The 14,662-nt window shown below is 73.1% G+C and carries 10 protein-coding genes; 4 read left to right on the forward strand and 6 right to left on the reverse strand.

Annotated elements, in window-relative coordinates:
• The first annotated feature begins 21 nt into the window (after window positions 1-21).
• Window positions 22-1,575 (forward strand): ricin-type beta-trefoil lectin domain protein, encoded by a 1,554-nt coding sequence (locus IGA62_RS25610; protein WP_145818488.1) that lies wholly within the window; start codon window positions 22-24, stop codon window positions 1,573-1,575.
• A 209-nt stretch (window positions 1,576-1,784) separates the two neighbouring features.
• On the opposite strand, the gene IGA62_RS25615 is transcribed toward IGA62_RS25610, so the two are convergent.
• The 4 genes from IGA62_RS25615 to IGA62_RS25630 form a co-directional block, all read right to left on the reverse strand.
• Window positions 1,785-2,519 (reverse strand): VOC family protein, encoded by a 735-nt coding sequence (locus IGA62_RS25615; RefSeq protein ID WP_145818487.1) that lies wholly within the window; start codon window positions 2,517-2,519, stop codon window positions 1,785-1,787.
• Window positions 2,520-2,573: 54 nt separating this feature from the next.
• Entirely contained in the window at window positions 2,574-3,257 is a 684-nt protein-coding gene (locus tag IGA62_RS25620) for a DnaJ-like cysteine-rich domain-containing protein (protein WP_145818486.1), read from the reverse strand.
• A 188-nt stretch (window positions 3,258-3,445) separates the two neighbouring features.
• Complete coding sequence (locus IGA62_RS30690; protein ID WP_145818485.1) at window positions 3,446-7,726, reverse strand: S8 family serine peptidase; 4,281 nt, start codon at window positions 7,724-7,726, stop codon at window positions 3,446-3,448.
• 301 nt (window positions 7,727-8,027) lie between these two features.
• Window positions 8,028-8,819 (reverse strand): hypothetical protein, encoded by a 792-nt coding sequence (locus IGA62_RS25630; RefSeq protein WP_145818484.1) that lies wholly within the window; start codon window positions 8,817-8,819, stop codon window positions 8,028-8,030.
• A 192-nt stretch (window positions 8,820-9,011) separates the two neighbouring features.
• Here IGA62_RS25630 and IGA62_RS25635 point away from each other — a divergent pair, with 192 nt between their 5' ends.
• Window positions 9,012-9,845 carry an AfsR/SARP family transcriptional regulator gene (locus IGA62_RS25635; protein WP_145818483.1) on the forward strand — a complete coding sequence of 278 codons (834 nt, stop codon included), beginning with the start codon at window positions 9,012-9,014 and terminating at the stop codon, window positions 9,843-9,845.
• 229 nt (window positions 9,846-10,074) lie between these two features.
• On the opposite strand, the gene IGA62_RS25640 is transcribed toward IGA62_RS25635, so the two are convergent.
• Complete coding sequence (locus IGA62_RS25640) at window positions 10,075-11,841, reverse strand: ABC transporter ATP-binding protein (RefSeq protein WP_186499866.1); 1,767 nt, start codon at window positions 11,839-11,841, stop codon at window positions 10,075-10,077.
• Window positions 11,842-11,915: 74 nt separating this feature from the next.
• Between IGA62_RS25640 and IGA62_RS25645 the strand changes: the two genes are divergently transcribed.
• Window positions 11,916-12,488 (forward strand): TetR/AcrR family transcriptional regulator, encoded by a 573-nt coding sequence (locus IGA62_RS25645; protein WP_145818482.1) that lies wholly within the window; start codon window positions 11,916-11,918, stop codon window positions 12,486-12,488.
• 27 nt (window positions 12,489-12,515) lie between these two features.
• Here the strand turns inward: IGA62_RS25645 and IGA62_RS25650 are convergent, their stop codons facing one another.
• The gene (locus IGA62_RS25650; protein WP_145818481.1) at window positions 12,516-13,289 is read right to left on the reverse strand and encodes an SAM-dependent methyltransferase; all 774 of its coding nucleotides are present in this window, start codon (window positions 13,287-13,289) and stop codon (window positions 12,516-12,518) included.
• 440 nt (window positions 13,290-13,729) lie between these two features.
• On the opposite strand from IGA62_RS25650, the gene IGA62_RS25655 reads away from it, so the two are divergent.
• Window positions 13,730-14,584, forward strand: coding sequence for an alpha/beta hydrolase family protein (locus tag IGA62_RS25655; protein ID WP_377464281.1), 855 nt, complete (start codon window positions 13,730-13,732; stop codon window positions 14,582-14,584).
• The last annotated feature ends 78 nt before the right edge of the window (window positions 14,585-14,662 follow it).

Genomic DNA, 14,662 nt, shown 5'->3' on the forward strand with positions numbered 1-14,662 from the left:
CCCCTGCTCGAAAGGACATCGATGAAACCATTCGTCGCCCTGCTCGCGGCCGGCCTGGCCGCCGTCGGGCTGGTCGGGCCCGCCGCCGCGTCCCCCGCCGATCCGGACCGGACCGGTCGGGCCGGGGCCTCCCAGGCCGACGCGGCCGACCTGCCGCCCGGCATGGCCGAGGCGATGCGCCGGGACCTCGGCCTGACCGACCGGCAGCTCGCCGACCGGTTGCGGGTCGAGGCCGCCGCCGCCCGGATCGACCAGCGGCTGCGCACCGCGTTGGGCGGGCGGTACGCCGGCTCCTGGCTGGCCGCCGGGAACCGGCTCACGGTGGGGGTCACCGACGACTCCGTCATGGACACTGTCCGGGCCGAAGGGGCCGAACCCCGACTCGTTCCCCGAAGCCTGGCCGCGCTCACCGCCGCCCAGACCACCCTCGACCGGTACGCCGCCGGCCACCGCCCGGCCAGCGCGGTACGGGGCTGGTACACCGATGTCACCGACAACAGCCTCGTGGTGACGGTCGCCCCCGGCGCCACCGCGTCGGCCCGTGCCTTCGTGGCGCGCAGCGGGGTGGCCGCCGACCTCGTCCGTTACGTCGTCGCACCGGAGGCACCCCGCCCGCTGTACGACATCCGGGGCGGCGACCAGTACGTGATCAACGGGAACACGCTCTGTTCGGTGGGCTTCGCCGTCGCGGGCGGCTTCGTGACCGCCGGCCACTGCGGTGGCACCGGAAGCCCCACCCTCGGTTACAACAACGTGTCCCAGGGCACCTTCGCCGGCTCGTCGTTCCCGGGCAACGACTACGGCTGGGTCCGCACCAACGGCAGCTGGACGCCCCGTCCGTGGGTCAACAACTACGCCGGTGGCAGCGTGTCGGTTGCCGGCTCCGCGGAGGCCGTGATCGGCAGCGGGGTGTGCCGTTCCGGCCGGACGACCGGCTGGCGCTGCGGCACGCTGCTCGGCCGCAACGAGACGGTCAACTATCCGCAGGGCGCGGTGTCGGGGCTGCACCGCAGCAACGCCTGCGCCGAGGGCGGCGACTCCGGCGGCGCATGGCTCGCCGGTGACCAGGCGCAGGGCGTCACGTCCGGCGGGTCGGGCAACTGCACGACCGGCGGGACGACGTGGTTCCAGCCGGTCAACGAGATCCTCGGCGTCTACGGCCTGTCGCTGGTCACGACCGGTGGCGGGGGACCGGGCACCCGGATCATCAGCAACTGGAACAACAAGTGCATCGACGTGCCCAACTCGAACTTCTCCGACGGCGTACCGCTCCAGACCTGGAACTGCAACGGCACGCTGGCGCAGAGCTGGACCTTCACCGGTGGCACGTTGCGCACCCAGAACAACAAGTGCATGGACGTCGCCTGGGGCTCCCGGGAGAACGGCGCGGTCATCCAGATCGCCAACTGCAGCGGCAATCCGGCCCAGCAGTTCGTCCTCTCCGCCGCCGGTGACCTGGTGAACCCGCAGGCCAACAAGTGCGTGGACATCAAGGACTGGAACAGCGGCGACGGCGCGCGGTTGCAGCTCTGGGAGTGCGCCGGCACGGCCAACCAGAAGTGGCGCACCGGCTGACCCTCGCTGGGCCCGCCACCTGGCGACCCCGGACCGGCCGGACCGTGCACGAGCGGTCCGGCCGGTCCGCGCCGTCGAGCGGACGGGATGTCGGGGATGCCGGCCGGGGTGTGGCCCGTGCCCTTCTCAGGCACCTGGTGGTGGCAGGAGGAGCACGTCCCCACCGTTCGGCCGCGCGGCGGTCGGTCGCCGCTGAGGAGGATGAGTACCTACGTCAGCCACTCGCGCAGCCGGGCGATGTCGGCTCCCTCGCTCTCCATCCGTTGCCGGTCGGCGTCGGTCAGCTCGATCGCCCGTAGCTGGGCGACCCACTCCTCGGCCCGGTCGGGCTCGTCGAGGGCGACCGCCAGTTCGGCCAGGGCAACCAGGGCCAGGGCGCGCTCGACCGGCGGAGCCGTGTCGCCGTGCCGGCGCAGCGCCAGGGTGAGCGTCCGTACCGCCGCCCGGTCGTCGTTCTTGAACTCCCGGAGGATGCGCGCGTTGTCGAGCGCCCGGGCGATGCCCTTCAGCTTCTTCGACCCGCCGTACTCCAGCTCCTTCTCCTCGTCCCGCTGGATGAAGATGATCGAGTTGCCCGAGGGGTCGACGAGCGTGAACCGGCTCGCGCCGGGTCGGTAGCGGGTGATGCGGGGGAGGCCCCGGGCCAGTACCTTGCCGTACGTCGCGCGCATCGCCTCGGTGAACGTTGCGTGGTACGGCGCGACGGCGTCGACCATCACCAGGCATCCGCCGCCGTTCTCCCGGCTCGGCTCCAGGTGGGCGGGCGCGGCCCCGTAGTGCAGCTCGAACCCGCTCCAGGCGAAGGCGAGGTAGAGGTAGGGGCGGGTCTGCTCGTAGGTGGTCCGGAAGCCGAGCGCCTGGTAGAAGGCGAGTGTCTCCTCGGCGGACACGCAGGGCAGCAGTGGCACGGTGGTCTCGTTCGGGCGTACCTCGAGATCGGTCACGCCGGCCATTGTGCCGAAGGGACGGGCCCGGCCGCCTATGGAAATCCGCTGTGGTCAGTCCGGCCGCAGCTCGGGGTACTGCCTGCGCTCCCACGTGTTCATCGCGTGGATCCTCTTGAGACCCAGCCCCTCGCAGATCGGGCAGATCCGCCTGGTGAAGCAGAGGTTGCACCGCCGTTGGCGTCGGCCGTCCTCCAGCGTGAAGCCGCGTCCCAGGCAGCCGGGGCACCAGCCGAGGCCGTCGCACTCGTAGCAGAGCAGCGCCCCGGCGGGCAGGGTCCCGGCGGTGACGACCGGCTCGGGCGGGACGAACCCGACCGGCTCGTGGAGCAGGACGTGCGGAGTCTCGCCACCGATGCCGAAGCCGTCCCCGTGAGGGCTGACTCCCTGCTCCCGGTGGATGGCGTACAGGGTGATCACGAATCCGTCGCGGCGGGCGACGGCACGGGTCTCGGCCGGGCTGGTGTCGTTCTCGACGCTCCAGCCGAGCGCGGCGAGCAGGCCACCGCCGTACTGGACGGCGTGCGCGGCGGACGGCTGCTCCCTCGCGACCAGGCTCAGAGTGGCCTTGTAGGCGTGCCGCAGCGGCTCCCGCCAGTCGAGGATGGCCGGTTCCGGCAGCATGGTGATGTCCGGGCGCTGGCCCGGTTCGATGGCCCTGGCCAGGGACAGCATGCGTTCGCGGAGGAAGCGGGCGGCGTTCTCCAACTCCTCGCGCGTCCCAGGGATCTCGGGCATCGTCGCCGCCTTCCGCCGCCGCACGACCGGGAGTGCGCGCCACCCGGCGCGCCCGCGTCCGAGGATAGTCCCGTCATCGACCGGCATCGTCGTGCGGACGTCGCCGGGAACCCCACGACGACGGCGGCCCGCCGGTGCGGTCGCGACTCGCGACCACACCGGCGGGCCGGTTCAGCTCCGTTCCTCGGTCACAGCCCGGCGCACTGGCCGGAGCGGGGTCCGCTGACCGTGTTGGCCACTCCGTCGTTCACCGGTGCGGGTTCGTTGCCCACGCAGCGCAGCGGTCCCTCGATCCGGTTGCCGGAGACCACGATCGGGGTGTCTCCGGTGCGGTTGTCGACCAGGCTGACCGGGCCGGTCACCCGCGTCCCGCTGATCGCGACGCGGCCGGTGCCGGCGGTGACCGAGACCGGGCCGTCGATCCTGCTGCCGACCAGCTCCACCACGCCGGCTCCGGTTGCGGTCACCGGACCCGAGACGGTGGCCTCGAGCGCGATCAGCCCGGCACCCCCGCCGACGCTCACCGGGCCGAACACCGTGGCACCCGGCGCGAGGCAGGTCACCGTGCCGGCCTGCACCGACCCCCGGTACTCGCCCTTGATCACCCGGTCGCAGGTCTGGTCGGTGACCTCCATCGTCACCGGGAGCGTCACCAGGGGCGTGGTCGCGTCGTCGCTGGTGACGCAGAGCTGGGCCCGGTACGTGCCGGCGGCCAGCCCGGTGCTGTCCAGCGAGACCGTCACCTCGCTGCCGCGGCCGGCGCCGGTGCCCGCCGAGGAACGGTCGACCGACAGCCACGGCACCTCGTCCGGGGTCACGCACGGTTGCAGGTCCGGCAGCCGGACGTGGCTGACGAAGCGGGCCGCGCCCTTGTCGTTCTCGACCTCGACCAGCCGGCCGCTCCGGTCGATCTCGTGCACCCCGCGCGAGCTGGTGACCAGGATGTTGCCGTTGCCGAGCGGGTGGACGCCCTGGTAGCCGGTGCCGCCGGGCGGCGTGTAGACGCCGATCAGCTTGCCGTCGCGGTCCATCTCCCACACCCCGGGGGTGGAGCCGCTGCCCCAGCTCGCCACGAGCACGTTGCCGTCTGCCTGCTCGACCATCTGGCCGGGCCAGCTCAGCCCCTCGAAGAAGCGCGGGTTGGCGCTCTTTCCGTCCTTGCTGAAGCTGTGGATGGCGTCGCTGTCACTGGCCGAGACCAGCACGTCGTCGCCGCGGAACGTGACCCCCCACGGACCCTTCAGCCCGTCCGCCCCGGGCGCGATGAACGTGCCGAGGTACCGGCCGTCGGCGTCGAACTCGACCACCGAGTGGGCGTTGCCCTGGCTGGCGACCGTCACCAGGACGGTGCCGCGCGGGGAGATGGTCATCCCCCGGGTGTTGCCCATCACCGTCGGGTCGCCCACCCCGCCGGCCGGGGCGAAGACCCGGTGGAAGGTGCCGTCCAGGCCGTGCTCGGTGACCACCGAGCGCACCTGGTCGGACATGAGGAACCCGGTGCCGTCCGGCTTGGCGACGATCTGGAACGGCGTGTACAGGCTGCTCGACGGGTCGTAGGACACGTGTGGCACGAACTGCGGGTCGATCAGTTTCCCGGAGTGCGGGTCGAAGGCCATCACCCCACGGGTCGCGCTACCCGAGTTCGGGATCAGCAGGACCCCGTCGCGCAGGAGCTTGACCCGCTGCTCGTCCGGACCGGCGTCCGGGTCGTCGAGCCGCCAGTCGAGTACGCCGTGGCCGGCGTTGCGCACCGTGAACGACCGCGTGGTGACCAGCCCGGCGGGCTGCCGGGAGGCCAGCGAGCGGGGTGCCACCTCGATCTCCGGCACCGGCACGACCGACAGTTCCAGGGCGATCGGCACGGATGGCCGTTTCGGGTCGTTGCTGGCCAGGCAGAGGTCGGCCCGGAAGTCACCGCCGTCGTCCAGCCCTGTCGAGTCGAGCGTGATCTCGATCTGCTGGCTGCCGAACGCGGCCAGCGTCCCCTGGGCCGGGGTCACCTTCGCCCAGGACGGCCAGGCGCAGCCGGCACCGTCGCCGGTGGCGCGCCAGGTGAGCGTGGCACCGCCGGCGTTGCCCACCGTGACGGTGTGCCGCTCCGTCCGCGCCACGTCCATGCTGCTGCGCAGCGTGGTCGGGTTGACGGTCAGCTCCGGCGCGGCGGGCCGGACGGCGACCGGGAGGTGCGCGTCGGCGATCTCCGGCCCGCCCGCGCCGTGCGTGGCGTCGGTAGTCAGCTCGATCGCGCCGAAGAGCCACCCGCCACGCGGCGTCCCGGTGACGTCCACGGTGACGGTCAGCTCCTGACGGGCACCGGCGGCCAGGGTGAACCGGGACGGGGTGACCGTGACCGTGGCACCCGGAGCGGCCTGCGCCGTCGCCTGCCAGGTGGCGGATACGCCGGCCACGCTGGACACGGTACGGGTGAAGGTGCACACCGTCAGGCAGTGGTGCTCGACGACGGCCGGCAGGTTCAGCGTCTGCGGCTCGCCGCCCGCCCCGGGGTCGGCCGCGGCGAAGTTCTCGGCGGTCTCGTCGAGCACGAGACCCGTCCGGGCGGCCTGGCCCAGGTTGATCCGCCCGGAGCCCATGTCGAACGGGTCGGCCGGGGTGACGCCGTCCTCCTTGACCACCCCGTCCCGGTCGGCGGTGACGGCGAGCGCGGAGCGGATTCGGGTCGGCGACCAGTCCGGGTGCAGCGCCGCCAGCAGCGCGCCGGCACCGGCCACGTGCGGGGACGCCATCGAGGTGCCCTGCATGAACGCGTACCGGGCCGGGTCGCCGGCGGTGCCGACGGTGGCGGCGAGGATGTTGCGGCCCGGGGCGGCCACGGTGGGCGCGAGCATGTCGAACTGGCTCGGCCCCCGGGAGCTGAAGTCGGTCACCACGTCGGTCCACGCCCCGTCGCGCAGCACCTCGCTACCGGCGCCCACGCGCACGGTGACCGGCCCGGAGGCGGCAGCCAGGTGGTCGCGCAGCCGCTTGCCGTCGGCGAGGCTGACCATCACGGCGGGCAGGGCGCTGCCGGTGAGCGCGCCCATGGTGATCGGCGGCCCGCCGTACTGGGTGTGCACCACCACGCCGGTGGCACCGGCGGCGGCCGCGTTGCGGATCTTGACGGAGAAGTCGCAGCCACCCCGGGGGATCAGCGCGACCCGGCCCCGGAACACGTCCGGCGGGAACATCTGGCAACCCTGCCCGTTGTCCGGGTCGACGGTGCCGGCGTACCGGATCTCACCCTCGATGGGCGGACTCGGCGATCCGTCGCCGAGCACCGCGGCGATGCCGGTGAGCGCGGGCGGGACCGGCGTCGGACCGGTCACGTCCAGCCGGTGGGCGACGATCCGCTCGTGACTGACCGCGGCGACCGAGACGTTCCACGGCGCGGTCTTCGCCACGGTCCGCTCGGCCGGTCCGTTGTTGCCGGCGGAGGCGGAGACGAAGATCCCGGCCTGGTACGCCTCGAGGAACGCCTGGTCGACCAGATCGTTCCACGGGTCGTCCCGGCCGGAGATCGAGTAGTTCAGCACGTCCACGCCGTCGCTGATCGCCTGGTCCACCGCCGCGATGGTCGCCGAGGAGAAGCAGGACGTGGTCAGGCACACCTTGTAGGAGATGAGGTTGGCGCGGGGCGCGACCCCGGAGACGGTCAGCTCGTGGGTGTCCGCCCCGACGGTGACGCTCGCCCGGTGCCGGTTGCCGGCGGCGGTCGAGGCGGTGTGGCTGCCGTGACCGTTGTCGTCCCGGGCACTGGTGCCGGTCATCGCCCAGGCGCCGATCAGCTTGTCGTTGCAGATCGGGTCGTGGCGCGGGCTGGCCGGGTCGCAGACGCCGACGTACCGGCCCGCGCCGCGCGGGTTGGTGTGCCGGAAACCGTCGCCGTCCACCGCCGCGAACGACGGATGCCCGGGGTTCACGCCCGAGTCCAGGACCCCGACGACGACACCCTCGCCCCGGGTCGCGACCTGCTCCGGCGTCCGGCCCTCCCAGACGGCGGCCGACTGGACCAGCGCGTTGCTGGTGTCCGTCTCCAGGGTCAGGGTCGCGTCGGGGACGACCTCGGCCACCCCGGGCAGGCCGCCCAGCGCCCGGGCCTCCTCCGCGCTGACCGCGACCGCCAGGCCGTTCACCACGTTCCGGTAGCGGTGCGCGACCCGGATCGACCGCCCGAGCGTGGTCTCGATCTCGTCGACGAGCGTGTCCTGCTGCCGGGCCAGGCCCTGGGCGTACGAGGTGCTGGCCGCCGACCGGGTGTCGAGCCGGCCGGCGGGTGCGGCGGCGGCGCGGGCCGCCACCAGCGACGGCTGTTCCAGCCGTACCAGCCAGAGCCCGCTCACCGGCTGCGGCAGGGCGGGTTTCGGCTGGTCCGGTGTGTCCTGACCGCCCGGCAGCGGGGCCCGGGTGGGAACCGCGGCGGCGGGGACGGCGAGGCCGGCGAGCAGCAGCGCGCTCGCGGCCACCACCGTCATCAGGCGGGAGGGGGTCGTCCTCGGGGATGATCTTCTTCGACAGCCAGGCAGTGCCACCGTGAACTCCTCTGTCACCGTGCGGCGCGATCGATCGATGGGTCGCTGCCCGCTCGGGGCCGGGGAGAGCTCGGGCGGCTCGGCGCGATCGTGTGTCAACCTAGGTGATCATCGAGGTCACGGCAATGACCTGTGTGCATACGGGTGGGCGGGGATGCACCGGCGGGTGGCCCGGGCGACGGCGTGGAGAGCACGTCGTCACCCGGGCCGGCCCCCGGCGTTCGTCGTCGGGACGGGTGAGGCGTCAGTCGAGGGTGGAGACGCCGCCGGTGGTCGGGGTGGAGATGCGGCCGTTCTCCTTCGTGCGGACGTAGAACCGGTAGAAGGTGTTCGACACGAGGCCGGTGACGGTGTGGGTGTACCAGCCGGTGCCCGGGCCGGGGCCGACGTGCACGGTGCGGGACTCCGGGGTGAGCACCCAGTGCCCCTCGTCGTTCATCCGCCGGGCCATCCAGTCGTAGGTGATCGAGTAGCCCTCCTCGGCGGTGGAGAGGTCCGTGAAGCCGACCACGATCGCGTCCTGGCCGTCGACCATGACGGGCGTCAGGCTGAGGTTGGCCGGCGGGGTGGGCTCCACCGTGTACGTCAGGTAGTTCAGGATGCTCGAGTACGGCGCCGCCGGCTCCGTTCCGTCGGGCACGTTGACCAGGGTGATCATCATCTGGTGGGTGCCGACGGTCGAGGGCGCGGGCACGGTGATGTCGAAGCCGACGCTGGCGCCCTGCCCGGCGTGCCACAGGTTGGCGGGGTACCCGCCGACGAACGGCCCGTCCACGTTCACCCAGATGGTGACCGGTCCACCGTTGACGTCCCGGGCCCAACCCTGGACGCGGAAGCTGCCGTTGGCGAAGCCGTACGACTCGACCCGGCCGGTGGGCGACTTGTCGCTGCCCTCCGGCGGCGGCGGGTCCTCGACCGGGTTGCAGATCGGCGGTGGCGAGGGGACGTCGCAGACAGGTTCGGCGGCGGCGGGAGTCGCGACGGCGACCGTGGCGGCCAGCACCGCACCGGCGACGACGGCGAGGAAACGTCTCATGTCCGGCAGCGAACCCGCACCGTCTGGGATCCGTCTGGGAAACCGACGCCGACAGTCGGCTACCCGACTTCGCCGTCCGGTGCCCCAACCTTCCCGATCACCGACGGCGTCTCCTCTGGTCGACAGCAGACCGTCGTGATCGACCGGCCCCGTGCGGGGTGGGGATGACGGCGGAGGGAGGGAAGGACACCGGTGGGGGATACCGACGAGACCGACGTCGACCTGTGTGTACTCGGTCCGGTCGGGGCCGAGCGGGCCGGCCGGCCGGTCGCGCTCGGCGGTCGGCGGCAGCGGATGGTGCTGACGGCCCTGCTCGTCGCCCGGGGCCGGATGCTGCCCGTGGACCGGCTGCGGGAGCTGGTCTGGGGGGACCACGACCGGGTCGCCAGCCGCGCCACGCTCTACGGGTACGTCGCCGGCCTGCGCCGGGCGCTGGAGCCGGAGCACCCGGCCCGCCGGGGCGACGTGCTCGTCCACGAGGGGACCGGCTACACGCTCCGCCTGCCGCCGGGGCGGGTCGACGCGGATCGGTTCACCGCGCTGGTCGACCGGGGTGCGGCGCTGCTCGACCAGGGGCGGCCGGTCGAGGCGGCGGCCACCCTCGACGCCGGGCTGGCCCTCTGGCGGGGCCCGGCCTTCGCCGACCTCGGCGACGCGCCCTTCGTCCTGCCGGCGGTGGCCCGGCTGGAGGCGGCCCGCGCCACCGCCGTGGAGCTGCGGATCGCGGCCCTGCTCCAGGCGGGACGGCACGACACCCTGGTCGGTGAGCTGGAGGCGCTGGTCGTCGAGGAGCCCCTGCGGGAGCGGGGGTGGGAGCTGCTGGCGACCGCGCTCTACCGGGCCGGCCGGCAGGGGGACGCGCTGGCCGTACTCCGGCGGGCCCGCCGCACGCTGGCCGAGCAGCTCGGTGCGGATCCGGGGCCGGCCCTGCGGCGGATCGAGGCCGCGATCCTCCACCACGACGAGACGCTCGCACCGGCGCTCACCGCCGCCCACCCCGTCTCCACCGGGTCCGCGCGGCGCTGACCCCGCAGCCCGCGTGGTCGGGCCAGGGGTGCACCGGGCGGCGAGCAGGAGTTGGGCACCCTGGTCATGACCGCCGCACCCGGCAGGAGCCTCTTCGGCCGACGGTGGCGGGGTGCCGTGTGATACGGCCGATCGGCGGAGGGCGCGGCAGCCAGGGCCTCCCGCGACCAAGCGCCGTTCTTCCCGGTGACCACCGGTGGGCCGGGCACGCCGGCCCACCGGGTCGCCGCTACCGCACCATGGCCACGGGTTCCTCGGCCGCGATGCGCAGCGCCTCGACCAGCCGGCGGTAGAGGTCGTCGCCGGCGAGCAGCTCGGCGTGGGTGCCCTGGGCGCGGACCCGGCCGTCCTCCAGCACCACGATCCGGTCGGCGTCGAGCACCGTGGAGAGCCGGTGCGCGATGGTCACCACCGCGCCGTCGGCCGCGCGTTGCCGGACGCACTCCTGCAACGCCGCCTCGGTCAGGCCGTCGACCTGCGCGGTCGCCTCGTCGAGCAACAGCACGTCCGGGGTACGCAGGATGGCGCGGGCGAGCGCGATGCGTTGCCGCTGCCCGCCGGAGACCTCGGTCGAGGAGAGTTCGGTGTCCAGGCCGTCGGGCAGGGAGTCGATCTTCCCGTCCAGCCGGACGGCCCGCAGCACCGCCCTGATCTCGTCGTCCGTCGCGTCCGGGTGGGTGAACCGGATGTTGTCCCCGATGGTTCCCGGCACCACCGGGGTCTCCTGCTCGACGTAGGCGAGTCGCGCCCGGACCTCGTCGTGGCGGTAGCTGGCGTACGGCCGGCCGTCCAGGAGGATCTCGCCCCGCTCGGGTTCGAGGAAGCGCAGGACCAGTGAGAAGAGGGTGGTCTTGCCGGCTCCGGACGGGCCCACGATGGCGGTGTGCCCACGACGCGGGACGACCAGGTCGACGTCCCGCACCGCCGGGGGCGCGTCCGGCCCGTAGCGGGCGGTGACCCCCCGGAACACCAGCACCGGCTGGTCGGGGCCGATGGCCGGCGGCTGGGTCGGCGGGGCGTCGGCCGGACCGGTCGGCTCGGTGGGGATGGTCTCGACCTCGCGGATCCGCCCGGCCGCGGCGATACCGGCCTGCAACGCCGTGGTGTTCTGGGTCAGCTCGGTGATCGGGCCCATCAACTGGAACACGTACAGCAGGAAGGCGATCAGGCTGGAGATCTCCAGCAGGTCGCGCTGGGCCCGCCAGGCGCCGACGCCGAGGATCAGGATCACCGCGAGTTGGATGCCGGTCCAGGAGACCGTCCAGACCGAGGCGGTGACCACCGCCGACCGGACACTGTGCCGTGCGACCTGCTGGGCGTCCGCGACGAGTCGTTCGGTCACCCGTGCCTCGGCCCGGCTGGCCTTGACCGTGCGGACCGCGCGCAGCGCCCCCTCCAGCGCGCCGCCGAGCCGGCCCATGGACTCCTGCGCGGCGGCCTGCGCCGCGGCGATCCGGGGCATCAGCACGCCCATCACCGCCGCGACCACCAGCACCGCCACGATGGTGCAGCCCAGCAGGAACAGGTCGAGCACCCCCATCAGCACCAGCGTGCCGACCAGGGCGATGCCGGCGTTCACCAGCCCGACGACGCTGCCGGACGCCTCCCGGAGCAGTTGGGTGTCGGAGGTCGCCCGGGTGACCAGCTCGCCGGTGGGCCGACGGTGCAGCTCGCCCACCCGGGCCCGGAAGTAGTGCCGGACGACCGAGGCCCGCGCGTCGAGCACGACGTGTTCGGCGAGGGCCCCGAGCAGCCGCCACTGCCAGAGCCCGATCGCGGCCCCGACCACGACGAGCCCGAACAGGACGCCGATCGGACCGACCATGGACGCGCCGGTCCCGAGGGTGTCCAGCACCCACTTGGTGACCATCGGCGTGGCCAGGCCGGCGGCGTTCGCGGCGAGGCCGAGCAGCAGCCCGAGCAGCAGTGTTCGCCGGTGCGGGAGGAGGAAGGAGGTGAGCGTGCGCAATCGGGGAGCCCGGGCGGATGATTCCATCCCCTGAATGGAACATTGGTGTTCCAGATCAGTCAACCTGTATTCCGGAAAGGCATGTTGCTATCCTTGCCCCCGTGACAGAAGCGCAGGTGTCCGGCAGCCGGGCCCGGACCCGCCAGGCCATCGTCGACGCGGCGATCGAGGTGCTGGGGCGCAATCCCGCCGCGTCCCTGGGCGACATCGCCGCCGCGGCCGACGTGGGGCGGACGACCCTGCACCGTTACTTCGCCGAGCGGGCCGACCTGCTGACCGCGGTCGGTGCCGAGGCGGTCGCCCGGCTGGCCCGCGCGACCGCCCAGGCGCGTACGACCGAGGGGACCGGCGCCTCGGCCGTACGCCGGCTCTGTCAGGAGTACTTCGACCTCGGCGACCTGCTCTCGCTGATCTTCAGCGAGCCGGAACTCTGCGCCGACCCGGCCGTCGGCGGGCCCGCCGGTTGCGACCCGGAGTTCACCGCGCTGGTCGAGCGCGGCCACCGCGACGGCAGCATCGACCCGGAACTGCCGGCCGCCTGGGTGCAGAGCATCCTCTGGTCCCAGTTGTACGCCGGGTGGTCCTACCTCGCCGAGACCGGCGCCTCCCGGCACGAGGTGCTGCGCCTGATCCTGCGCACCGTCGACGGGGCGATCGGGGCCAGGGCGGCCTGACGGCGGGGGCGACCAGCGGGGGATCGGTCAGTACGGCGTCTCCCCGTCGTCCTCCAGCAGGGGCTGACGGGCGGTCCGGTGGGCGACCAGCCGGAACGACCCGGTGAACCCGCCCTCCTCGGCCTCCATGAACGTCACCATCTCGGTCTCCTCCGGATCGTGCCGGAACCGGTCGAGGTACCGGGTGCGGATGGCGTCGCTGCCCGGCAACGGTTCGGCCAGCGTGATGTCGAGCAGGCCGGTCCGGGTCAGGTGCCGGCGCCACCACTCGATCGAGTGCACCAGGTACCAGCCGCCGTCGAGCCACTGGCGGCGCAGGCCCGGTCCGAGGTCCTCGGCGGTGGAGATCTCCCGGCTGGTGCAGGCGTCGACGATGCCGAGCCGGCCGTCCGGGCGCAGGTGCCGCAGCAGCCCGGTGAGGAAACGCTGGTCGGTTCCGAAGTACCGGTAGGAGTCGAAGGCGACCGCCGCGTCGAAGAAATCGTGCGGCAGCGGCAGCGCGCGGACGTCCGCGCGTAGTGGCTGGACCAGGTCGGCGCAGCCGAACTCCTCGATCCGACGCTGGTTGGCGGAGGGGTCGACGCCGAAGTCGACCGCCCAGACCCGGACCCCGAACTCGCGCGCCAGGAAGATCGAGCTGAGGGCGTGGCCGCAGCCGAGGTCCAGGATCCGCATGCCCGGGCGCAGCTCCATCACCTGGCTCAGCGACTCCACGAAGTGCAGCACGTTCTCACCGACGGAGTGCTCCTCCGCCCAGTCCCGGTCGTAGGCGGCGGAGCGGGGGAAGGGCTCGTTCGGCATGCGCGGGAACGTAACACCGAGGAAGTTCCAACTTCTGTCTTCACGTTGACAGGGCCCCGTCCTCGGTGGACCACCAGGGCCACCCCTGCGCCGCCGTCCCGGCCGTCCCGTCGCCGGTCACCTGCGCGGGTTCCACCGAACGACCGTCCTGTTCGGACGCCACGTCAAGCCGTCCGGGACCATCGGCTCCAGATCGTCCGGAGCGCTGCGGGCGGGACGTCGCCGCGCGACGGGGCAACGCGGCGCGGACGGCTGCGGGGACACACCGGGCCGCCGGGTGTCACGCGGCCGGGCCACCGACCGGTGGTGCTGACCGGTGATTTCACCGATGCGGAGCCGGGGCTCCTGCCGAACACTGACACGTGTCGATTTAACCCCACCAGCAGGGAGAACCCGACGTGCTACCACCCACCACCCGTCCCCGTTCCGTCGTCCGTGCCGTGGCGAGGTTGACCGCGGCCGTCGTCCTGGCCGCCGGAGGCGTCCTGGCGGCGGCGTCCGGCGCGCAGGCCGCCGACAACCCGTACGAGCGTGGCCCCGCCCCGACCAGCGCCATCCTGGAGGCCAGCCGCGGCCCCTTCGCCACCGCCTCGCAGACCGTCTCCTCGTTGAGCGTCAGCGGGTTCGGCGGCGGGGTCATCTACTACCCGACCAGCACCAGCGAGGGCACCTTCGGCGCCATCGCCATCTCGCCGGGCTACACCGCCTCCTGGTCCAGCATCAGCTGGCTCGGGCCGCGGATCGCCTCGCACGGCTTCGTGGTGATCGGCATCGAGACCAACAGCATCTTCGACCAGCCGGACAGCCGGGGTCGTCAGTTGCTGGCCGCCCTGGACTACCTGGTCCAGCAGAGTTCCGTCCGCAGCCGGATCGACGGCACCCGGCTCGCCGTGGCCGGGCACTCGATGGGCGGCGGCGGAAGCCTGGAGGCCGCCGTCTCCCGTCCGTCGTTGCAGGCCGCGGTGCCGCTCGCACCGTGGAACACCGACAAGAGCTGGTCGGACGTACGGGTCCCGACGCTGATCATCGGCGGCGAGTACGACACGGTCGCCCCGGTCTCGTCGCACTCGGAGCCCTTCTACACCAGCATCCCGGCCACGTCCGAGAAGGCGTACCTGGAACTCAACGGGGAGAGCCACTTCTTCCCGCAGTCGGTCGACACCCCCACCGCCAAGCAGACGGTGGCCTGGCTGAAGCGGTTCGTCGACAACGACACCCGCTACGAGCAGTTCCTCTGCCCGGGTCCGAGTGGCCTGGACATCGAGGAGTACCGCCACACCTGCCCCAGTTCCTGACCCTGATCGGGGCGCCCCGACCGGCACGGCCGGTCGGGGCGTTCCGCCGGGTGTCGCCTCCGGCGGGCTTCCGTCCGG

It is taken from the genome of Micromonospora sagamiensis (assembly GCF_014680085.1).
GTDB lineage: Bacteria > Actinomycetota > Actinomycetes > Mycobacteriales > Micromonosporaceae > Micromonospora > Micromonospora inyonensis.